Source organism: Nocardia asteroides, assembly GCF_021183625.1.
Classification (GTDB): domain Bacteria; phylum Actinomycetota; class Actinomycetes; order Mycobacteriales; family Mycobacteriaceae; genus Nocardia; species Nocardia asteroides_A.
This window is the reverse complement of the sequence record NZ_CP089214.1, coordinates 3,069,149-3,089,370: the sequence shown is the minus strand read 5'-3', so window position 1 is coordinate 3,089,370 and position 20,222 is coordinate 3,069,149. Positions and strand designations below refer to the sequence as shown.

Sequence of the window (20,222 nt, the reverse complement as noted above, 5' to 3'; positions counted from 1 at the left end):
GGTTATCGCCTCTTCCCGCCGGGATAGACATTGTCGTAACTCTTCCCGTCCTGGACATCCCAGTGCGGGCCGCCGTGGGCCGTGGAACCCTTGCCGGTGGGAACCCATACCTTGCCATCGGCGTCGAGCCAACCGAAGCCCCTGCCGTTGGGGGACGGCACCCACTGCTCGCCGCCCTTGGGCGGCACGAACCCCTCGGTGTCTCCGGGTTTTCCTGGCGCCTTGGCCCCGTCCGGATCGTAGGCGTCGGCCGGTGGCTTGCGATTCGCGTTGAACGTGGCGTCCCCGGCGATGGAGAGGATCGTCAGCCCGGTGATGGTGGCGAGCGCACCGGTCGCCAGGGTCGCCGTGCCGAACTGGATACCACCGAGGGTGGCGAAGAAGGTGCCCGCGATCCGGACGATCGCGGTCGCGGTGACGTCGATGGCGACCCCCTCGGCCGCGAGCGCCCGCGGATTCCGGACAGCCACGAGCGCCACCGCGATGAGCACGGACGCCACGACGAGCGTCGCCGCGATCTGCGTGCTGATCTCCGCCCGCATCGCGACGAGCGCGGTGTGGTGGCTCGCCGTCGATTTCGCCAGGTCGTCGGCGGCGAGCCGGAGCTGCCCGGCGTTGGTGGAGAGCGTCCGGAGGTGTTCGATCAGGTTGGGGACATCGGGTGCGTCGAACCGCTGCAGCCCGTCGGCGATGAGCCGCAGCCGCGATTCCGCGGCGAAGACGGTGTCGTCGTCGACGTAGGCCTTCCACGCCACGGCCGCGCGGTCCAGCTTGTCGGTGTCGCCGTCCGGGACCTCGCCGCCCGCGATCTGCGCGGTCACCTTGTCGAACAGCTCCGGGAAGTCGCTCTCCAGCCCGGGGCCGTTGTTCCGGGAGGACGCAACGCCGGTCACGGTGCTCACCCCGTACGGCGTCTCCGAGGGGATGGTGCGCGGGCAGGCCGGGCCGATGCCCTTGTTCGGATCCCGATTGGCGGCGTAGTTCGCGCACTCCCAGTTGTAGCCGGACGCGATGAGGATGTCGGCGAAATGCTGGAGCGCGTTGACGAAATCGGTGGCCGCGAGGGTGAAGGCGGCGGCGTGCTCGTCGTAGCTCGCGGACCAGGCCAGCACCGCCGGGTAGCTGCCCGCCATGCCGCCGGTCTCCAGCAGCACCGTCTGCAGCGGGTTGTAGGCCGTCTGCAGCTCCCGCGACAGCTGGTAGCAGGCGTCGGCGGCGGTGTAGTAGGAGTGCGGCGCGACCGCGGCCATCTCAGCCCCCGGTCATCCGCAGGTTCACCGCGGACGCCTCGGCATAGGAATCGCGGGCCACGCGCGCGGCCTCCTCCATCCGGGCAAGGCCGTCCAGCAGTTCCCTGGTCGCGGTGAGCCACTCGCGGTGCTCCTCGGCGTAGGCCGTCGCGGCCGCGCCGGTCCACTTCCCGGCCTGCACCAGCTCCTGCACCCGGCGGTCAAGCTCGTCGAGGTGCCCGGCGAGGAACTCCTGGAAGCCGCGGGCGCGCGCGGTCACCCGGTCGATGTGGTCGAGGTCGAAGGCGAACTCGTCGGACATGTCAGTCCACGTTCAGCAGGGTCGCGGAGCTCGAGGTCTCCTGCTCCTGCTGGGCCGCGACGCTCGCGCCCAGCTTCGCCGCCAGATCGCCGAGCGCGTCGAAGGTCTGCAGCACGCCGTCCCGCATCTCGTCCCAGCCGGTGCGGTACGCGTCGGCGGCGCTGCCCTGCCAGGTGCCGAAGAGCGCTTGGACCTCGCCGTCCAGCGAGCCCGCCCCCGATCTCAGCTGCTCGGCGACATCGGCGGCGTACCGGCCGATCGCCTGGACATCCTCCGGAACCACCCGCAGCGGTGCATCACTCGTCATATCCCCTCCCGGTGCGCCACCCTACTCCTTGGCCGGTGCGCTCACCCAGGCCAAACCCCACGCGTACGCCTCGTCCACCGCCATGTTCAGGAAGAAGGGCGGGCGGGTCGGCGGGGGGATGAAGCGGCCCTCGCGGCGCAGCACCAGGTCGCCTGCGACGTTCTCCAGCATGGCGAGGGCGACCTTGCGCGAGTTGTCGGTGCAGCCCGTGACGCTCAGCTCGATGGGCGCGCCGTACACCGGGTGCAGGGTGGCGGTGGCGGTGACGCCGCGGAAGTCGTCGGCGCCCTCGTAGACCGAGGCGAAGACGAGGATGCGGCGGAAGTCGCGGGTGTGGTCGAGGTCGATGAGCAGGTTCTCGCCGTCCGGGCGGCCGGTGCGGTCGTCGGTGTCGAGTTTCAGGAACGGGGGGCCGGAGAGGCTGCCGAACTCGCCGAGCGCGTGCACGATCCCCTTGCTGCCGTCGTTCAGCTCCCACAGGCAGCACAGGTCCAGGTCGAGGGGGCGGTCGGGGGCGCCGCGGCCCGCGATGCCGCGGATGGTCGGGATCGACCAGCTCAGGTTGATCCTGAGCAGCCCCGAGGTGGCGCCGACGCTGGTCAGCGACAGGGTCGGCAGTTCCTCGGTCACCGTGACCGGCGGGGGCGAGTAGGGCGCGTGCGCGCGCGGGCCGACCGGTGCCCGCGAATTCGGGTTGACCAGTGTCGGGTGCGGTGCGCCGCGGGCCGGGGCCGGGTTGGGCAGTGTCGGCGCGGTTCGCGCCGGAACCGAAAATTGCTGTGCGGACGCCGGATCACCCGTGACGGGGTACTGCTGAGCGGGCGCGGGGCGCTGCTCCACAGCTGCCTGCCGCACCCCGGAAAGCCCGGCTCCGGCTTCGACCTCCGGTGCGTCCTCGTCCACCGACACCCCGTGCGCCACGACCAGCCCCGCCAACCCGGAGGTGTAACCCTGCCCGACCGCCCGGAACTTCCACCCGCCGCCGCGCCGGTACAACTCCCCGACGACCAGCGCGTTCTCCCCCTCGCCTCGGCACTCGAAGGCCGCGACCTCGGCCCCGGTGGTCGAATCGAGCACCCGCGCGGTGAGCGCGCCGAGCGGCTCGTCACCGGCGACGGCGATCACGACGGAGTCGACCGCCTCCTCGATCCGGGAGAGATCCGCGACCAGCATGTGCGCCCGCTCGTAGTGCACCGCCCCGGACGGGTGCGCCGGCTGGTTGAAGAACACGAAGTCGGCATCGCTGCGCACCCGCCCCCCGGTCAGCAACAGCGCGGCGACGTCCGGCGCCGCCGAGACCTCGATCCGCAGCACGGAGGTCGGCACCGCGACATTGGCGCCCTTCTTCATCGACACTTCAGCCTCCGCGTCTCGCCCCGCACCAGGTATACCGGTCAGCGGGCGGGCGGTGCCAGGCGCCAGTGCCGTTGTAATGCGGTTGCGATCTCCGGCAGCACGGTGATCGGGATCCGCTTCTCCCGCAGCAGCTGCCGCACCTGCAGCACCTGCTCGCGTTTGCGCATCTCGTAGGCGTTGCTCACCGGCCGGACCACCGGCGGGACGGAGAGCAGCACCAGCTCGGCGTCGCCGGTGAGGTCGAGCGCCAGCGCCCAGCGCGCCTTCTCGTCGAGGGCGAACCGCCCGCCGACCACCTGCTCCCAGGCCAGCGGCTGCGCCGACCACGGGGTGCGCCGCTCGATCCCGCGCGCGGTGAGCACCACGGCATCGCGCCGGAACAGCGCGACCAGCACCGCGACCCCGAGCACCCCGCCGAGCAGCACGCCGGTGACCACCCGGTTCACCCCGAAGAGCGCGACCACCGCGGCGCAGGGCAGCGCCGTCACCAGCACCGCCGCCGCGGCGTACAGCGCGATCCGGGAACCGGGGACCACCCCGGCCCGCACCGGGGCCGGGTGCTCCGTCGTCACCGCGTCGTCCATCACGCGGAGAGGCAGACCGCGGCTTCGGAGGTGTACACCAGGAACTGGATGCTCTGCTGGAAGTACAACCGCACCGACTCGGCGTCGTGGGTCAGGTAGCCGATCGAGAGATCCTGCCCGACGCGCAGGTCGAAGTCGCCGCCGCGGCCGGTCAGCACGATGGCGCCGTCGATGGCGGGGGCCCAGATGATCTCGCCCTCCGGCAGCAGCCGCTCGATGTGCGTGCGGATCGGGTGGCCGTGGTCCGAGGTCTCCGAGACCTCGGTGTAGAGCTCGGCGCTGAGCAGCACCGAGTACGGCCCGTCCACGCCGGCCAGCCGCAGCGCGGAGAGCGCCTGCGCGACCGCCTCCGGCACCAGCCTGATGTCGGTGGGCAACGCGATCGGCCGGTTCGAGGCGCTGGCCCTGATGCCCTTGATGCCCGCGGCCGGGTACCCCTCGAAGACCGCGCGGTCCTCGGCGAACGCGATCTTGCGCGCGGCGTCCTTGACCGGGTCCAGATCGGTGTCCTGCGAACCGCGCTCGACATTGTCGAGCTCCTCGCGGGAGAGCATGAACGGCACCCGCAGCTCCACCAGCGGCGCCACCACCCGCTGCCGCGCCTCGACGCCCTCGTCCGGCGCGGCGATCGGGCTGGTGCGGCCGAGCCCGACGGCGTTGTAGTCCACCCCGAACGGCCCGGAGACGTCGACCACGCGGCGCCCGGCGATGTGCCGCTTGAAGGTGCGGGTGGCCTCCTCCTCGATCTGCGCCCAGGCCTCGGGTGTGATCGGCGCGAGTTCGCGGTGCAGGTTGTTCATCGGTTGGTGCTCCTTTTCAGCGTGCCGATTCCCAGCGAGCCGTCGGCCGGTCGGGCGGCGGCGGGTGCCGCGGGCCGCTCCGGCGGATCGGGCAGGTCGTCGAAGAAGTCGTTCGGCGGCGTGAAGAACAGCGTGCCGGTGACCGCGACGGAGAAATCCAGGATGCGGTCGTAGGCGGCGTCCGAGGTGCCGGTGAACATGCGCTCCAGCATCCGCTCGGTGACGCTCGGCGTGGCCGCGTAGCCGACGAAGTAGGTGCCGAACTCGCCGTCCTTGACGCTGCCGAACGGCATGTTGGCGCGCAGGATCTGCCGCTCGGTGCCGTCTTCGTCGATGATCGTGTTCACCGCGACGTGCGAATCCGGCGGCTTCACCTCGTCGGCCATCTCGAAGTCGTCCAGCTTGGTGCGGCCGATCACCTTCTCCTGCTCCGGCACCGGCAGCGCCCGCCACTTGTCCATCGGGTGCACGTACTTCTGCACGATGACGTAGCTGCCACCGGCGAACTCCGGGTCCTCGTCGCCGATCAGCGCGGTGCGGCCGGCGTCCGACTGCGGGGTGGCGCCCTCCGGGTTCTCCGTGCCGTCGACGAAGCCGAGCAGGTCGCGCTGCTCGAAGTAGCGGAAGCCGACCGTCTCGTCCACGATCCGCACCGCGTCACCGAGCCGGTCGCCGATCACCATGGCCAGCTCGAAGCAGGCGTCGTGCACCTCGGCCTTGATGTGGAACAGCAGGTCGCCCGGGGTCGCGGGGGCGCTGTGCACCGCGCCCCGAAAGGTTCGGAACTCGTGCAGCTCGGCTGGGCGCGGGCCCGCGAAGAGCCGGTCCCACGCCGCCGACCCGATGGAGGCGACGCAGGTCAGCCCGGCACCGGGCAGCCGGAAGCCGACCGAGCGGCGGAGCCCGGGCAGGTCGGCGAGCAGGTCACGGACCACCGGCTCGCCGCCCTCGGCAATCGTCGCGACGAGGAAGATGGCGGCCGGTGTGAGCGGTTCGAGGATCGGCTGTGGCTCACCCATGCCGCCAGCCTAGAGCGTCGGCGCGCTCAGGACTTCGCGACGGTCAGCAGAAACGCCACATCATCCACAGCCTTGACGCTGTGCCGCGCCTTGGGGATGACCAGCAGATCGCCCGCCGACCCCTTCCACTCGGTGCTGCCGCTGATCAGGATGAGCGTGCCGCTGATGACCAGCAGCGTCGACTCGCCGGCATTGTCGTGCTCGCCGAGGCTCTGCCCCGCGGTGAGCGCGACCACGGTCTGCCGCAGGGCATTCGCGTGCCCCCCGAACAGGGTCTGCGAGCTCCGGCCGCTGGTCGCGGTCGCCGCGAGCTTCAGCTGCTGCCGGGCCACCGCAGTGAGCGATTTCTTGTCCATGACAACCTTTCGCGCCGACCGGTGCTGATGTTCTGGAGTATGCCCGACCCCCGGCGGCCATATGCCGGGTTCAGCCGTCCGCGCGCCGATACCGGCGAATGCGGTAGCGGATGCCGGTGCCGGACAGCTCCCACGGCACGTCGTCGGCGGACCATTCGGCGCCGAGGGCGGGGGCGAAGCTGTCGCCCGCCACCTCCAGATCGACCTCGGTGACGGCGAGGTCGGTGGCGGCGGCGAGCGCGTCCCGGTAGATCTCGGCGCCGCCGATCACCCAGACCGTGCCGGTGCCTGCCAGTGCCAGCGCGGCCGGGATCGAGGGGGCGGGCTCGGCGCCGTCGGCGCGCCACTCCGGCTGCCTGGTGACGACGATGTTGCGGCGGCCGGGCAGCGGGCGGAACCGCGCGGGCAGCGAATCCCAGGTGCGGCGGCCCATGATCACCGGGTGGTCGGCGGTGGTCGCCTTGAAATGCGCGACGTCCTCCGGCACCCGCCACGGAATGCCGTTGTCCCTGCCGATCACCCCGGCCGGGGTCTGCGCCCAGATCAGCCCGACGGTCCTCGCGGTCACACCGCCACCGGCGCCTTGATGGTCGGGTGGTGCCGGTAGCCGAGGATCTCGACGTCTTCGTAGTCGTAGGAGAACAGCGAATCGGCCCTGCGCAGCCGCAGCTCGGGGAAGGGGTAGGGGTCGCGGCCGAGCTGCTCGGTGACCTGCGCGACGTGGTTGTCGTAGATGTGGCAGTCGCCGCCGGTCCAGACGAACTCGCCGAGGCCGAGCCCGGCCTGCTGCGCCACCATGTGCGTGAGCAGCGCGTACGACGCGATATTGAACGGGACGCCGAGGAAGAGATCGGCGCTGCGCTGGTACAGCTGGCAGGAGAGCCTCCCGTCCGCGACGTAGAACTGGAACAGCGCATGGCACGGTGCGAGCGCCATCTTGTCCAGCTCGGCGACGTTCCAGGCGGAGACCAGCATGCGCCGGGAATCGGGGTCGGTGCGCAGGGTCCGCAGCACGCCCGCGATCTGATCGATGTGGCTGCCGTCCGGGGTCGGCCAGGAGCGCCACTGCACGCCGTAGACCGGGCCGAGCTCGCCGTCCGGGCCGGCCCAGGCGTCCCAGATCTTCACCCCGCGCTCCTGCAGCCAGCGCGCGTTGGAGTCGCCGCGGAGGAACCAGAGCAGTTCGTAGACCACCGACTTGAGGTGTACGCGCTTCGTCGTGACCAGCGGGAACCCAGCGCTCAGGTCGTAGCGCAGCTGGTGGCCGAAGACGCTGCGGGTGCCGGTGCCGGTGCGATCGCCCTTGGCGGTTCCGGTGCTCAGGACCAGGCGGAGCAGGTCCTCGTACTGGGTGTCCGGCGCAGTCGTCACACGTCGACTCTAGTCTCGGCGCATGCGGACGCTCCACGTGATCGGAATCGGCGCCGGCCACCCGGACCAGGTGACCCTGCAGGCCGTCGCGGCGATCGGCCGGGTCGACACCTTCTTCGTCATCGGCAAGGGCGAGGACAAGCGGGAACTGCTCGACCTGCGCGCCACCATCCTGGCCACCCATGCCAAGCCGGGCCACCGGGTGGTCGAGGTGCAGGACCCACCGCGCGACCGGAACCCCGGCGACTACCGCGGCGCGGTCGAGGACTGGCACCGCCGCCGCGCCGAGCTGCTCGCCGCCGAGTTCGCGGCCGCCGAGGGGGTCGGCGGCATCCTGGTCTGGGGCGACCCCGCGCTCTACGACAGCACGCTGCGGCTGATCGAGACCATCCGCGGCACCCAGGATTTCGAGTACACCGTGATCCCCGGCGTCACCAGCGCGCAGGCGCTGGCGGCGGCGCACCGCACGGTGCTGCACGGCATCGGCGAGCCGGTGCACATCACCACCGGCCGCAGGCTGCGCGCCGAGGGCCTCGGCAACGATCCGACCCTGGTCATGCTGGACGGCGACTGCGCGTGGAGCACCCTCGCGCCGGAGGGCGTGCACATCTGGTGGGGCGCCTACCTCGGCATGCCGGACGAGGAGCTGATCGAGGGGCCGCTCGCCCAGGCCGGCCCGCGCATCGTGGCCCGCCGCGCCGAGCTGCGCGCCGCCAAGGGCTGGATCATGGACATCTACCTGCTCCGCCGCGACACCCAGCTCCCCCCGCTGGTGATCGCGCTCCCCACCGCGGACCGCCGCCGCGCCGTCGCCTTCCACCGGGCCGCGCTCGCCCTCGAACCCTTCGGTGAACTCGCCGACGACGGCGTCCCCGAGCCGCTGCGGTACCGCCTCGACGCCCGCACCACCCTCGTGCTCATCCCCACCGGCGGCTTCGGCTGGGTACTCGGCGACCGCGCGACCGCCGACCCGGGCACCAGCGAATGCCTCCTCGCCCTCACCCTCCCCACCGAAGCCGAGGTCGTAGCCACCCTCGACCGGGCCCGCGCGGCAGGCGCCACCGTCATCACCGAACCCGCCGCCCAGCCCTGGGGCTTCACCGCCACCTTCGCCGACCCCGACGGCCACGTCTGGCAGCTGACGGTGCCGAGCTGACGGATTGGTGGCGGTCGCCGCCTGCTTGTACGGTGTGCCATACCGCACGGGGGGCCGGACCGGGGGATTCGCGCAGGACGGTGGCGCCGACGTGCACCAGCCACCGCTCCGGAGGGTCCGTTCCCGATGCTGTTCGCTTTCGTCGACGAGTCCGCCCGGCGCCGATCGCGCGAGGGCGCGTGCGTCTACACCCTTGCCGCGGTCATCGTGCCCGAGCCTTCGCTGGACGAGGTGCGGGAGACCATGCTCGCCCTGCGGTACGGCAGGACACCGCGCGTGCACTGGCGCGACGAGCGCGCCGAGCGGCTCGAGCACATCGCCAAGGCCGTTGCCGCGCTGCCGATGTCCGGGGTGGTCACGGTCTACCTGCATGATCCCGCGGTCGGGCCGGAGCGTGCTCGGAGGCTCTGCCTGAAGGTGTTGCTGCGCGTGCTTTCCGCGCGCGGCGTCGACGCGATCTGTTTCGAATCCCGCCGTGCCGAGCAGGACGCGCGCGACCGCGCGCTGCTGGTGACCCTGCGCAAGCAACCGGGGTTTCGCCGAGAGGTCACCGTCGGCTGGACGAAGGCATCGGACGACCCGGCGCTGTGGGCGGCCGATGTCGTCGCGGGCGCGCTGACCTGGTGGCTCGATGGCGGGCATGAGTACTGGGAGGCGCTGAGCGCGGTCGTCGACATCGTCGAGGTCGACCCCTGACAGCGCGAAGGCCGGGCGCCTGATTCCATCAGGGGGCCCGGCCTCACTTCCGCACCCCAGGGGATACGGCATCGACAACTAGTCTCCACTTCGGGTCGCCGGGGTGCAACTCCCCGCCTCGCCATCCCCGCACCTGTCGGGGCACGCCGGTAGCCTGACGATGTGCCCGAACTACCGGAGATCGAGGCGCTGGCGCAGTTCCTGCGGGAGCATGCGACCGGTGCGGTGGTCGGGCGGATCGACGTGGCGGCGCTGAGCGCGGTGAAGACCTTCGAGCCGCCGATCACGGCGCTCTCCGGGCGGGATGTGACCGGGGCCGGGCGGTTCGGGAAGTTCCTCGGGCTGGATTGCGGCGGGTTGTGGCTGCTCACGCATCTGTCCAGGGGCGGCTGGCTGCGCTGGATCGACGAGCCGAGCCCGACACCGCCGAAGCCGGGGAAGGGGCCGCTGGCGCTGCGGGTGCACTTCTTCACCCCGGAGGGGGCGACGCCGGCCTTCGACCTCACCGAGGCGGGAACCAAGAAGCGGCTGGCGGTGTACGTGGTGGACGATCCGCAGCTGGTGCCCGGCATCGCCCGGCTCGGGCCGGACGCGCTCGCGCTCACCGAGGCCGAGTTCGGCGCGATCCTGCACGGCACCTCGCAGCGGATCAAGACCGCCATCGTCGACCAGACGCTGCTGGCGGGCATCGGCAATGCCTACTCCGACGAGATCCTGCACACCGCCAAGGTCTCGCCGTTCGCCAATACCAAGACGCTGCCGGACGCGAAAACAGGCGAGCTGTACGCGGCCATGCGCGCGGTGCTCACCGACGCGGTGCGGCGCTCGGTCGGGCAGGACGCCGCCCGGCTCAAGGGCGAGAAGCGCTCGGGCATGCGGGTGCACGCCCGCACCGGCGAGCCGTGCCCGGTCTGCGGCGACACCGTGCGCGAGGTGTCCTACGTGGACCGCTCGTTCCAGTACTGCCCCACCTGCCAGACCGGCGGCCGGATCCTCGCCGACCGCCGGATGTCCCGGTTGCTCAAGTGAGGCTCGGCACCCCGACGCCCTGCCAGGCCAGCCGCTTCGTCGGCTCCGGGTCGTGTTCCACCCGGGTCGGGTCGTCGATGATCAGGGTGCTGCGCCGCTCCTCGGTGTAGCGCGGCCAGGAGGGCAGCGGCGAGCCGGTGCGCGCGAACTCCACCCAGTTCTCCTGGAACTGCCTGGTGACGGCGCGCAGCCCGCTGCCGCCGCCCGCCGCGGTGATGGCGCGGCCGAGCGGGCCGTCGCCGCCGCCGAAGACCGGGATCAGGTCGGAGGCGTGGGTCGCGCCGAGCCCGGCCAGGTGCAGGGCGCGCGGCGCGAAGTCGTAGCGGTAGGCGTAGGTCGGGGCGTACTTGCTGTGCCCGGCCATGACTCGCAGCGACGGCCGCCAGAAGACGTAGTCGCCGCCCGCCCGGACCGCGACCCGGGGGTTCTCCGCGAAGCCGGGGTAGGCGGCGGCGATCCGCTCCTGGTCGGCGCCGACCGACTCCAGCGCGGAGCGCAGCCGGTCGGGGGTGGTCGGCAGCTCGTCGGCGAACTTGGCGAAGAGCGTGCCCTCGTCCCGGTTGGTGCCGATGATCAGCGGCACCCGGTGCGCCCTGCCCTCCTCGATGGCCCGGACCGGCGGGAGCGGCAGGTAGTCGCCGTCGACCACCGGCGCGGTGGGGAAGAGGCCGCGGCGCTCGTGCACCACCCGGCGCGCGACCTTGTTGAAGGCGCGGCGCAGATCGTGTCCGTCGACCGTGCCGAGCTCCTTGTTCGCCGCCTCCGGCGAGATGTTCAGCTCGTCCAGGCAGCGGCGGGCGAAGGTGCGCGCGTCCTCGGCGGTCATCGCCCAGTCGGCGGGCGGGCTCTGCGAGATCGCGCGGTGGAAGAGGCCGCCTGCCTCGGGCGTGCCGAGCAGCGCGAGCACGGCGTGCGCGCCGGCGGACTCGCCGAAGATCGTGACATTGCCCGGGTCGCCGCCGAAGGCGGCGATGTTGTCGCGCACCCAGCGCAGCGCGGCGACCTGGTCGCGCAGCCCCAGGTTGCTCTCGTAGGCCCGGCTCTCGCTGCTGTACTCGCTGAAGTCCACGTAGCCGAAGACGCCGAGCCGGTAGTTCAGCGAGACCACGATGGCGTCGCCGCGCTGGGCCAGCCTGGCGCCGGAGTAGAGCCCGAGCGCCGAGGTGCCGAAGAGGTACCCGCCACCGTGGATGAAGACCAGGACCGGCCGCGGCGAGGCGGATTCCCGCGCGGGCACCGTGACATTGAGTGTCAGCGAATCCTCGCTGGTCGGCTGGTATCCGCGCGGGCCGATCCGCGCGCCCTCGCGGTGCTGCATGGCCGCGTTGCCGAACTCGGTCGCGTCCCGGACGCCGGTCCACGGCTGCACCGGCTGCGGTGCCCGGAAGCGCTGGTCGCCGGTGGGCGGGGCCGCGTAGGGAATGGATCGCCAGCGCAGTACGCGACGACCGCGACGACCGCGGACGACCCCGTCGGCGATCGTGATGTCTGTCGTTGCCACCATGCCCCGATGGTATCCAGCGCGAGCGCGTGCCGACAGGGGTAACCGGAACCGGCGGTACCGGAGACCCTGTCGGCACCGAGTGCCAGCGCTACCGCCGCGCCTCCAGCAACCGCAGCCAGAACTCGCTGACCGCGGGGAACGCCGGAACCGCGTGCCACAGCGTCGCCAGCGGCACCCGGCCGACCACCGCGATCGTCGCGGCGTGCAGCTGCTCGCCGACGTCCGGGCCGACGAAGGTGGCGCCGACCAGGGTGTCGGTGGTCTCGTCGATCACCAGCTTGGCGTGCCCGGCGTAGTCGTCCCTCGCCAGCGAAGAACCGGCGACGGCGATGTCGAGCTCGACCGCCGAGACCGTGAGCCCGCGCTCCCTGGCCGCGGCCTCGGTGAGCCCGACCGCGGCCACCTCCGGCGCGGTGTAGACCACCTGCGGCGCGAGGTCGTGATCGGCCAGCGCGGTGTAGCGGGAGCTGTCCAGCGGGCGGCCTTCCGCGCGGGCGGCGATCACATCGCCCGCCACCCTGGCCTGGTACTTGCCCATGTGCGTGAGCGCGACCCGGTGGTTCACGTCGCCGACCGCGTACAGCCACTCGCCGGGCACCCCGTCGACGGTGAGATGGTCGTCGACCGCGACGTAGCCGGGCGCCAGCCCGACGGTGGCGAGCCCGAGGTCGCCGGTGTGCGGGGCACGGCCCGCGGCCACCAGGATCTCGTCGGCCGCGACGGATTCGCCACCGCCGAGCTCGACGGTGACCGGCCCGCCGTGGATCCGGCCCTCGCCGGTGTCGGCGGCATCGGGCCGGTGCACCCGCTCGAGCTGCGCGCCGAAGCGGATCTCGACCCGCCCGGTGCCGGTGAGCGCGGCCGCGACCCGCTCGCCGGCGAACGGCTCGTTACCAGCGAGCAGCGCCCGCCCGCGCACCAGCAGCGTGACCCGCGCGCCGAGCGCGGCCAGCCAGGTCGCGGCCTCGCAGGCGACGACGCCGCCGCCGATGATCGCGATGTGGCCGGGGATCTCGGTGACGGCGGTGGCGTCGCGCGAGGTCCAGGGCAGCGCGGCGCGCAGACCGGGCACGTCGGGGACGGCGGCGGTGGTTCCGGTGGCGATGACGACGGCGTGCCTGGCGCGCAGCGTGCGGCCGCCCACCTCGACGGCGCGTTCGCCAGCCAGCCGGCCGTGCCCGCGGAGCACCGTGATCCGGTTGTGCTCGGCCCAGTCGACCTGGGAGCAGTCGTCGTGGCCGGTGTCGTCGCGGTGCGTGAAGGAGTCGCGGCGGGCCAGCACCGCGGCCACGTCGAGGCCGTCGGCGGTGACGCCGGGCATGGCCTTCGCCGCGGCGAGCACGTGGCCGGGGCGGAGCAGCGCCTTGCTGGGAATGCAGGCCCAGTAGGAGCACTCGCCGCCGACCAGCTCGCGCTCGACCAGCGCGGCGGTGCGGTCGCTGCCCGCGATGGCGTAGGCGGCGGCGTTCTCGCCCGCCGGGCCCGCGCCGAGCACGATGACGTCGAACTCGTCCGTGGTGTCGGCCACGGTTACTGGAGGTAGTTCTCGACCTGGCCGGGCGGGTTCACCTCGGCGTCGTCGGGGGATTCGCCAGCGTCGAGCCGGGCCCGGCGGTGGCGCAGCAGGTCCCAGCACTGGTCGAGGGTGACCTCGAGCTCGGCGAGCTTGCGGCGCTCGGTCTCCGGGTCGATCTCCCGGTTCTCGGCCTGCGACCGGAGTTCGTGCTCCCGGTCGACCAGTTCACGGATACGGGCCAGGAGGTCCTGTTCGCTCATGCCGCCCATGCTACGACCGTCGCAGGCACTCGCCCGCTATCCGTGCGGCGACGGCGAGCTCGGATTCGCTCGCCGCCGAGTAGCCGAGCGCGACGCCGAAGTGGTGTCGCGCGCCCAGGTGGTGCCGGGCCAGGCCGTCGAAGAGCACGCCGCGGGCCCTGGCGGCGGCCACCGCGGCCTGTTCGGCGGCGGCGTCGGGGAGCGGGACGACGACGTGCGAGCCCGCGTCGTCGCCGAGCACTTCCAGCCCGGTCAGGTGGGACAGCAGCAGTGCCCTGCGGGTGGGCATGACCCGGCGCAGCTTGCGCAGGTGGCCGGCGAGGTCGCCGTGCGCGGCGAGTTCGGCGAGGACCAGCTGGCCCGCGGGCGAGGGCGCGGTGCCGGTGCGGTCGCGGTGGGCGAGCACCGCGGCGGCTACTTCCGGGGCGGCGACCAGCCAGCCGGCGCCGAGCGTGGGGGAGAGGATCTTGCTCGTGGTGCCGAGGTGCACCACCACGTCCGGGGCCAGCGCGGCGAGCAGCGGCAGCGGGGCGGTGTCGTAGCGGAGTTCGCCGTCGTAGTCGTCCTCCAGCACCAGCAGCCGCCGCGCGCGGGCCAGGTCGACCAGGCGCACCCGGCGCTCGGCGCTCATCCGGCTGCCGAGCGGGAACTGGTGCGCGGGGGTGCAGTAGACCGCCGCTACGCCCTCCGGGATCAGGTCGACGCGCAGCCCGCCCTCGTCCACCGGCACCGGGAGCACCCGCAGCCCGGCCGCACGGAGGCCGCCGACCGCGCGCTGGTAGCCGGGGTCCTCGACGGCCACCGTCGCGCCCGCAGGCAGCGCGGCGGCGGCGATCTCCGAGACGGCGGCGCCGGTGCCGGTGGTCGCCAGCACGGCGACCTCGGGGCCGGCGGCCAGGCCGCGGTGGCGCAGCAGATGCTCGGCGACGGCGCTGCGGTAGGCGGGTTCGCCGGCGCGGTCGCGCCTGGTGGCAGGCGGCCGGTCGGCGGCGGCGCGCCAGGCCCGGCGCCAGGCAGCGCGGTCGATGACGGCCGCGCACGGTGCGCCGGGGGCGAGGTCGATCAGCCCGCCGGGCTCGGTCTCGGACGGCAGTGGCGCCGGGGTCGCGGGCGCCGCGGCGGGGGCGGCGAGCAGGTAGGTGCCCGAGCCCTGCCGTCCGCCGAGCCAGCCTTCGGCGTGCAGGCGGTCGTACGCGGCGGCGACCACCGTGCGGCTCACCCCGAGCCGGGTCGCGAGTGCGCGGGACGAGGGGAGCCGGTCGCCGCGGCGCAGGACACCGGAGCCCGCCGCACTCCGCAGGCCGTCGGCGACCTGCACGGCGAGCGGTACCGTGCTCGCCCGATCGAGTGTGAGGGGTAGATCGTCGGCGGGGGTGGTCATCCGGTGCGGCCCTTCGGTCGTCCCGAGTCGAGGTCGCGCTGCGGCCGGAGTCCGTGCGGACCGCGAAGTGGTCTTCCGAACTGCCCGGGGATTGGCCCTTCGATAATGCCACTCGCTCGCGCACGCTGAAACCATGACCGAACGCGCCCCGCTCGCCCCGACCCCACGCACCCGGCTCACCCGCAGCCGGGAACGCGGCCGCACCGACCGCGCCGAACTCGACGCCCTGCTCGACGCGGGCGCGCTCTGCCACCTCGGCGTCGTCCTCGCCGGCGTCCCGCTGGTGGTGCCGACCGTCTACGGCCGCGACGGCGACACCCTCTACCTGCACGGCTCAACCGGTGCGGGCAACATGCGGGCCGCGCTCACCGGCGACGTCTGCGTGAGCGTCACCCAGGTGGACGGCATCGTCTACGCCCGCTCGGCCATGCACTTCTCGATGAACTTCCGCTCCGCCGTGATCCACGGCAGGCCGGAGCGGCTCACCGACCCCGAGCAGCGGCTGCACGCGCTGCGCGTGATCGTCGAGCACGCCGCCCCCGGCTCCTGGGAGCGGGTGCGCCCGCCCGACGCCAAGGAGCTGGCGGCGACGCTGGTGCTCGCGCTGGACCTCACCGAGGCGTCGGTCAAGGTGCGCACCGGCGGCCCGGTGGACGACGCCGACGACATCGCGGCGGGCGGGGTCTGGGCCGGGGTCCTTCCCCTGCGTCAGGTCTTCGACCCGCCGATCTCCTCGGCCGATCTGGAACCCGGGGTGCCGGTGCCGGATTCGGTGCTCGGCCGGGTGGCCGTCACCACGGTGTGAGCGGCAGCCCGAAGGGTTCGGCGGCGCGCAGCAGGGCGGCGCTCAGCTCGGCGCGGCTGCGCTCGGGTTCCAGGCTCACCAGGGCCAGGGTGTATTCGCCGCCGAGGTGGCAGAGGTAGCCGGCGAGGCGGGTGCGCGGCAGGCGGTCCCGGCGCAGGCCGGGGTGGATGGCGCGGGCGGCCATGCCGGTGCAGCGGCTCGGGCCGAGCGCGCCGATGGAGTCGGGGAGCGGGCCGATGTTCGAGCAGAGGATGTCGCGTTCGCCCGCGCCCGCGGCGAGGGTGTGCGCCAGGCGGTCCGGGATCACCTGGAGGATCTCCTCCGGGATCCCGGCCGGGCTGGTCATCCGGTACTCGTAGGCGGCGCGGGCCTTCTCGCGCAGCTCCTTCGGCGTGTCGGAGCGGGATATCCGGACGGCGGTCACGGCGAGGTCGTTGTCGACCCGCGGCTCGGCGCGGGTGTCGACCGGGAGGCTCGCGGTGAGTTCGTCGGGCTGGTAGCCGAGTTCCCAGAGGGTGTGCGCGATCACCGCGACGAACAGGCTGTTCGGGGTGCCGCCGGAGTTCGTGGCGATGGAATCCCAGGTCTGTGAGGGGGATTGGGCTACCAGGGTGACGGTGGCGTTGCCGGTGCCCGCCGGCGAGGTGCGGAGCCGCGGTGCGCGGCGGTCCGCCGGGAGCGCGTTCCGGGCGAGGGTCTCGGCAGGTCGCCGTGCTGCCGCGCCCGGCTCCCGCGGGAGGTCGTCGGCGGTCGGTAGCGGCACCAGGCCCGCGGTGCGCGGAAGTACGGCGATGGGCTGCCGCGCCACTGCCTCCGCGGAGCGTGGTCGCGCGTCGACGGCGGGCGGAGCGGGGTCGTTCGCCCGGTGCGCGGAGCCGCTCGCCTCGACGGCCGGCCCCGCATCCCGGGCTATTTCGGTTCGCACCCTGTTCCACCAGGCCCGCGCGGTGCCGCCGAGCACCACACCCCACTGCCGCCGAGCATCCGCCCAGTCGGCCCGTGGGTCGAGCGGAAGAGCCGCCACCTCACCCGCGACCCCGCGCAGCGCGCGATCCGCCGCCAGCACCAGCGCCCGCCCATCGGCCAGCACGTGCGAGCACGTCAGCGAAACCACCGCCCCGCCATCGGCGAGCGGCGCGTACGCCAGCCGCCACCCCGGCCCGCGCGACGGGTCCAGCTCCGCACCCCGCGCATCGGCCCAATCCAGCAGCCCCGCAACCGGAATCACCCCGTACAGCACGAGCGGCAGCCCGCGCACATTGCGCACCCACGCACGCCGGGCCCCCGGCACCCCCGGTGCCCGGACCCGGCGCCCGAGCTCCCCGGTCCGCAACCCCTCCCGCAGCGCCCACAGCACCCCGACGGGCACCCGCTCCGCGGTCCGCCACACCCCCTGCAGGACGATCGGCGTCCCCAGCCCGCGATGGGTCCGCAGAAAGATCTCGTCGACGACGCTCAGCCGTGCCGTCACGACGAGGCGGTCTCCCCGTGCCTGCCCGCCCCGGAGGCGAACCGCCGCGCCCCCTGCAGCGCGCCGCCCGCCAGCGCCCGCAACCCGTGCTGGTACTCGGCGCGCAGCGCGGCGGGTTCGTCCAGCCCCTCCTGCTCCAGCACCGACATGCGGTCCGAGCGCAGGCACGGCTGCGGCAGCCCGGCCAGCTCCAGCGCGAGCTGCTCGGCGGCGACCCGCGCCTGCCCGGCCGGTACCACCCGGTTCGCCAGGCCGATGGCGAGCGCCTCGGCGGCGTCCACCGCCCGCCCGGTGAGGATCAGCTCCATGGCCCGCCCCTGCCCGACGATCCGCGGCAGCCGCACCGTTCCGCCGTCGATGAGCGGTACCCCCCAGCGTCGGCAGAACACCCCGAAAGTACTGTCCTCCTCCGCGATTCGCAGATCGCACCAGAGCGCCAGCTCCAGCCCGCCCGCCACCGCGTACCCCGCGACGGCGGCGATCACCGGCTTGCTCAGCACCAGCCGGGTCGGCCCCATCGGGCCGTCGCCGTCCTCGGCGACGACGTTCGAGCGCTCGGTGCCGAGCCCCTTCAGGTCGGCGCCCGCGCAGAAGGTGCCGCCCGCGCCCCAGAGCACCGCGACGGCCGCCTCCGGATCCGCGTCGAAGGCGCGGAAGGCGGCGCTGAGCGCGGCGGCGGTGGGGCCGTCCACCGCGTTGCGCGCCTCGGGGCGATCCAGGATCACCGTGGTCACGGGGCCGGAGCGTTCTACCCGCACAGCATTCACGGCTCGACCCTACCCCTTGCACCAAGAAGTGAACTGATGATTCACTTCTTGGGTGGCGTACCGCAGAACCCCCGCCGTGCAGGCTCGGCTCGATGCCAAGGCCGGGCTGATCACCCAGGCCGCCGGTCGGGTGCTCGCCCGCGACGGCTTCGCCGGGTTCTCGATGGCCGCGGTGGCCGCCGAGGCCGAGATCGCCACCGGCACCGTCTACAAGCACTACGCGGGCAAGGCCGAGCTGGTGCGCGCCGTCTTCCTCGAGGTGGTCACGCACGAGGTGGCCGCGGTGCGCTCGGCCGCCAACGCCGAAGGGCTCTCGGCGGCGGACCGGGTCTCGGCGGCCGTCCACACCTTCGCCGGCCGCGCCCTGCGCAACCCCAAGCTGGCCTACGTGCTGCTCGCCGAGCCGGTGGACGCCGCCGTCGACGCCGAGCGGCTGCACTTCCGGCGCGCCTTCGCCGAAACCTTCGAGGGCGCGGTCGCCGCGGGCATCGCCCGCGGCGAGCTGCCGCCGCAGCGCCCAGCGGTGACCGCGGCGGCGCTGGTCGGCGCGATCGGCGAGGTGCTGGTCGGCCCGCTCGCCGCCGAACCCGCCGACGCCGCCGTCATCGACGACCTGGTGGCCTTCGCGCTGCGCGCGCTCGGCCTCCGCTGAGAGGAGCGACTATGCACACCCACGACGTCTTCAACCAGGTGCCCGACCTCGTCCCGTTCGACATGTCCCGCAACCCGGCCCTGCTCGAGGGGCTGCACCGCGAGGGCGGCGGCTGGGCCGAGCCCGAGGTCCGCGCGCTCGGGCTGCGCGCAGGCGGCGCCGAGGCGCAGGAGTGGGGCCGGCTGGCGAACGACTACCCGCCGGTGCTGCGCACGCACGACCGCTACGGCAACCGGATCGACGAGGTCGAGTTCCACCCGGCCTGGCACCAGCTCATGGCGGTCGCCGTCGAGCACGGCCTGCACGGCTCGCCCTGGCTGGACGACCGGCCGGGCACGCACGTCGCGCGGGCCGCCAAGTTCTACACCTGGGGCGTCGCCGACGCGGGCCACATGTGCCCGATCTCCATGACCTACGCCGTGATTCCCGCGCTCCGGCACAACCCCGAGCTCGCCGCCCGCTTCGAGCCGCTGCTCGGCTCGCGCAGCTACGACTTCGGGCTGCGCGAGCCGTCCGGCAAGACCGGGCTGATCGCGGGCATGTCCATGACCGAGAAGCAGGGCGGCTCGGACGTCCGCGCCAACACCACCACCGCCACCCCGCGGCCGGACGGCGGGTACCGGATCGTCGGGCACAAGTGGTTCACCTCCGCGCCCATGTCGGACATGTTCCTCACCCTGGCCCAGGCGCCAGGCGGGCTCTCCTGCTTCCTGCTGCCCCGGGTGCTGCCGGACGGCACCCGCAACCCGATCCGGATCCAGCGGCTCAAGGACAAGCTCGGCAACAAGTCGAACGCGTCGTCGGAGATCGAGTACGAGAACGCCACCGGCTGGCTGGTCGGCGCCGAGGGCGCCGGGGTGAAGACCATCATCGAGATGGTCAATATGACCAGGCTGGACTGCGTGATCGGCTCGGCCACCGGCATGCGCGTCGGCGCCGTGCATGCCGTGCACCACGCCAGGCACAGGCAGACCTTCGGCAAGCCGCTGATCGACCACCCCGCCATGCGCAACGTCCTCGCCGACCTGGTGATCGAGTCGGACGCCGCGACCACCGTGATGCTGCGGCTGGCGGGCGCCACCGACCGGGCCGGCGCCGACCCCGCCGAGGCCGCGCTGCGCCGGATCGCGCTCGCCATCACCAAGTACTGGGTCTGCAAGCGCGCCCCCGCGCACGCCGCCGAGGCGCTGGAGTGCCTGGGCGGCAACGGGTACGCGGAGGAGTCCGGGATGCCGCGGCTCTACCGCGAGGCGCCGCTCATGTCCATCTGGGAGGGGTCGGGCAATGTCGCCGCGCTCGACGCGCTGCGCGCCATGGCCCGCCAGCCGGAGTCGGTCGAGGCGTACTTCGCCGAGGTCTCGCTCGCCCGCGGCGCCGACCCGCGGCTGGACGACGCCATCGACCGCGTCGGCAAGGAGCTCTCGGATTTCTCCGACATCGAGTACCGCGCCCGCCGCGTCATCGAACTCATGGCCCTGGTCCTGCAGGGCGCCCAGCTGGTCCGGCACGGCCACTCCGCCGTCGCCGACGCCTTCTGCGCCACCCGGCTCGGCGACGATTGGGGCATCGCCTTCGGCACCCTCCCGGTCGGCGTCGACACGCAGTCGATCATCGAGCGGGCGTTCGTGAGCTGATTCCGAG

At 73.3% G+C, this 20,222-nt stretch carries 22 protein-coding genes and 1 pseudogene; 7 read left to right on the top strand and 16 right to left on the bottom strand.

Translation table 11 applies throughout. The features are described from left to right. Positions 1-2: 2 nt before the first annotated feature. The 10 genes from LTT61_RS14950 to LTT61_RS14905 form a co-directional block, all read right to left on the bottom strand. Positions 3-1,250: a polymorphic toxin type 37 domain-containing protein gene (locus LTT61_RS14950; RefSeq protein ID WP_233020562.1), complete on the bottom strand. Its 1,248-nt coding sequence runs from the start codon at positions 1,248-1,250 to the stop codon at positions 3-5. 1 nt (position 1,251) lies between these two features. Beyond that, positions 1,252-1,551 carry a WXG100 family type VII secretion target gene (locus tag LTT61_RS14945; protein WP_233020561.1) on the bottom strand — a complete coding sequence of 100 codons (300 nt, stop codon included), beginning with the start codon at positions 1,549-1,551 and terminating at the stop codon, positions 1,252-1,254. 1 nt (position 1,552) lies between these two features. Beyond that, on the bottom strand, positions 1,553-1,858 hold the full coding sequence (locus LTT61_RS14940; protein WP_233020560.1) for a WXG100 family type VII secretion target: 306 nt from the start codon (positions 1,856-1,858) through the stop codon (positions 1,553-1,555). 21 nt (positions 1,859-1,879) lie between these two features. Then, positions 1,880-3,208: a TerD family protein gene (locus LTT61_RS14935; RefSeq protein ID WP_233021022.1), complete on the bottom strand. Its 1,329-nt coding sequence runs from the start codon at positions 3,206-3,208 to the stop codon at positions 1,880-1,882. Between the two features lie 44 nt (positions 3,209-3,252). Further along, the gene (locus LTT61_RS14930) at positions 3,253-3,786 is read right to left on the bottom strand and encodes a hypothetical protein (protein ID WP_233020559.1); all 534 of its coding nucleotides are present in this window, start codon (positions 3,784-3,786) and stop codon (positions 3,253-3,255) included. A gap of 11 nt (positions 3,787-3,797) precedes the next feature. Beyond that, positions 3,798-4,598 (bottom strand): family 1 encapsulin nanocompartment shell protein, encoded by an 801-nt coding sequence (locus LTT61_RS14925; protein WP_233020558.1) that lies wholly within the window; start codon positions 4,596-4,598, stop codon positions 3,798-3,800. Continuing rightward, positions 4,595-5,617 (bottom strand): Dyp-type peroxidase, encoded by a 1,023-nt coding sequence (locus tag LTT61_RS14920; RefSeq protein WP_233020557.1) that lies wholly within the window; start codon positions 5,615-5,617, stop codon positions 4,595-4,597. Before LTT61_RS14920 ends, LTT61_RS14925 begins: the two co-directional genes overlap by 4 nt. 26 nt (positions 5,618-5,643) lie before the next feature. Continuing rightward, a complete protein-coding gene (locus LTT61_RS14915; protein WP_233020556.1) occupies positions 5,644-5,973 on the bottom strand; it encodes a cupin domain-containing protein in 330 nt (109 codons plus the stop codon). Positions 5,974-6,043: 70 nt separating this feature from the next. Further along, positions 6,044-6,541 carry a dihydrofolate reductase gene (locus tag LTT61_RS14910; protein WP_233020555.1) on the bottom strand — a complete coding sequence of 166 codons (498 nt, stop codon included), beginning with the start codon at positions 6,539-6,541 and terminating at the stop codon, positions 6,044-6,046. Continuing rightward, entirely contained in the window at positions 6,538-7,344 is an 807-nt protein-coding gene (locus LTT61_RS14905) for a thymidylate synthase (RefSeq protein WP_233020554.1), read from the bottom strand. Before LTT61_RS14905 ends, LTT61_RS14910 begins: the two co-directional genes overlap by 4 nt. Before the next feature lie 22 nt (positions 7,345-7,366). Here LTT61_RS14905 and cobF point away from each other — a divergent pair. The 4 genes and pseudogenes from cobF to LTT61_RS14885 form a co-directional block, all read left to right on the top strand. Further along, a pseudogene (gene cobF / locus LTT61_RS14900) lies at positions 7,367-8,095 on the top strand (precorrin-6A synthase (deacetylating)); the annotation flags it as partial. Further along, positions 8,072-8,500: a VOC family protein gene (locus tag LTT61_RS14895; protein WP_233021021.1), complete on the top strand. Its 429-nt coding sequence runs from the start codon at positions 8,072-8,074 to the stop codon at positions 8,498-8,500. The pseudogene cobF and the gene LTT61_RS14895, both read left to right, overlap by 24 nt. Before the next feature lie 126 nt (positions 8,501-8,626). After that, positions 8,627-9,196 carry a hypothetical protein gene (locus LTT61_RS14890; protein WP_233020553.1) on the top strand — a complete coding sequence of 190 codons (570 nt, stop codon included), beginning with the start codon at positions 8,627-8,629 and terminating at the stop codon, positions 9,194-9,196. A gap of 162 nt (positions 9,197-9,358) precedes the next feature. Then, on the top strand, positions 9,359-10,225 hold the full coding sequence (locus tag LTT61_RS14885) for an Fpg/Nei family DNA glycosylase (protein WP_233020552.1): 867 nt from the start codon (positions 9,359-9,361) through the stop codon (positions 10,223-10,225). Here LTT61_RS14885 and LTT61_RS14880 read toward each other — a convergent pair. The 4 genes from LTT61_RS14880 to LTT61_RS14865 all read right to left on the bottom strand — a co-directional run bounded on the left by LTT61_RS14880 (position 10,218) and on the right by LTT61_RS14865 (position 14,886). Further along, positions 10,218-11,729, bottom strand: coding sequence for a carboxylesterase/lipase family protein (locus tag LTT61_RS14880; RefSeq protein ID WP_233020551.1), 1,512 nt, complete (start codon positions 11,727-11,729; stop codon positions 10,218-10,220). The two genes, LTT61_RS14885 and LTT61_RS14880, sit on opposite strands and share 8 nt — an antisense overlap. 88 nt (positions 11,730-11,817) lie before the next feature. Next, positions 11,818-13,257, bottom strand: a complete 1,440-nt coding sequence (locus LTT61_RS14875; protein ID WP_233020550.1) for a dihydrolipoyl dehydrogenase family protein — start codon at positions 13,255-13,257, stop codon at positions 11,818-11,820. A gap of 2 nt (positions 13,258-13,259) precedes the next feature. After that, positions 13,260-13,505, bottom strand: coding sequence for a DUF2630 family protein (locus LTT61_RS14870; protein ID WP_233020549.1), 246 nt, complete (start codon positions 13,503-13,505; stop codon positions 13,260-13,262). 10 nt (positions 13,506-13,515) lie between these two features. Continuing rightward, the gene (locus tag LTT61_RS14865; protein ID WP_233020548.1) at positions 13,516-14,886 is read right to left on the bottom strand and encodes a PLP-dependent aminotransferase family protein; all 1,371 of its coding nucleotides are present in this window, start codon (positions 14,884-14,886) and stop codon (positions 13,516-13,518) included. A 133-nt stretch (positions 14,887-15,019) separates the two neighbouring features. Here LTT61_RS14865 and LTT61_RS14860 point away from each other — a divergent pair, with 133 nt between their 5' ends. Then, the gene (locus LTT61_RS14860; RefSeq protein WP_233020547.1) at positions 15,020-15,691 is read left to right on the top strand and encodes a pyridoxamine 5'-phosphate oxidase family protein; all 672 of its coding nucleotides are present in this window, start codon (positions 15,020-15,022) and stop codon (positions 15,689-15,691) included. Here the strand turns inward: LTT61_RS14860 and LTT61_RS14855 are convergent. Both LTT61_RS14855 and LTT61_RS14850 read right to left on the bottom strand, forming a co-directional pair. Continuing rightward, positions 15,678-17,162, bottom strand: a complete 1,485-nt coding sequence (locus tag LTT61_RS14855; protein WP_233020546.1) for a hypothetical protein — start codon at positions 17,160-17,162, stop codon at positions 15,678-15,680. The two genes, LTT61_RS14860 and LTT61_RS14855, sit on opposite strands and share 14 nt — an antisense overlap. Beyond that, the gene (locus LTT61_RS14850) at positions 17,159-17,920 is read right to left on the bottom strand and encodes a crotonase/enoyl-CoA hydratase family protein (protein ID WP_420094815.1); all 762 of its coding nucleotides are present in this window, start codon (positions 17,918-17,920) and stop codon (positions 17,159-17,161) included. Before LTT61_RS14850 ends, LTT61_RS14855 begins: the two co-directional genes overlap by 4 nt. Before the next feature lie 61 nt (positions 17,921-17,981). Here LTT61_RS14850 and LTT61_RS14845 point away from each other — a divergent pair, with 61 nt between their 5' ends. Together LTT61_RS14845 and LTT61_RS14840 are read left to right on the top strand one after the other, a co-directional pair. Continuing rightward, positions 17,982-18,581 (top strand): TetR/AcrR family transcriptional regulator, encoded by a 600-nt coding sequence (locus LTT61_RS14845; RefSeq protein ID WP_233020544.1) that lies wholly within the window; start codon positions 17,982-17,984, stop codon positions 18,579-18,581. Positions 18,582-18,592: 11 nt separating this feature from the next. Further along, positions 18,593-20,215, top strand: a complete 1,623-nt coding sequence (locus tag LTT61_RS14840) for an acyl-CoA dehydrogenase family protein (RefSeq protein ID WP_233020543.1) — start codon at positions 18,593-18,595, stop codon at positions 20,213-20,215. The last annotated feature ends 7 nt before the right edge of the window (positions 20,216-20,222 follow it).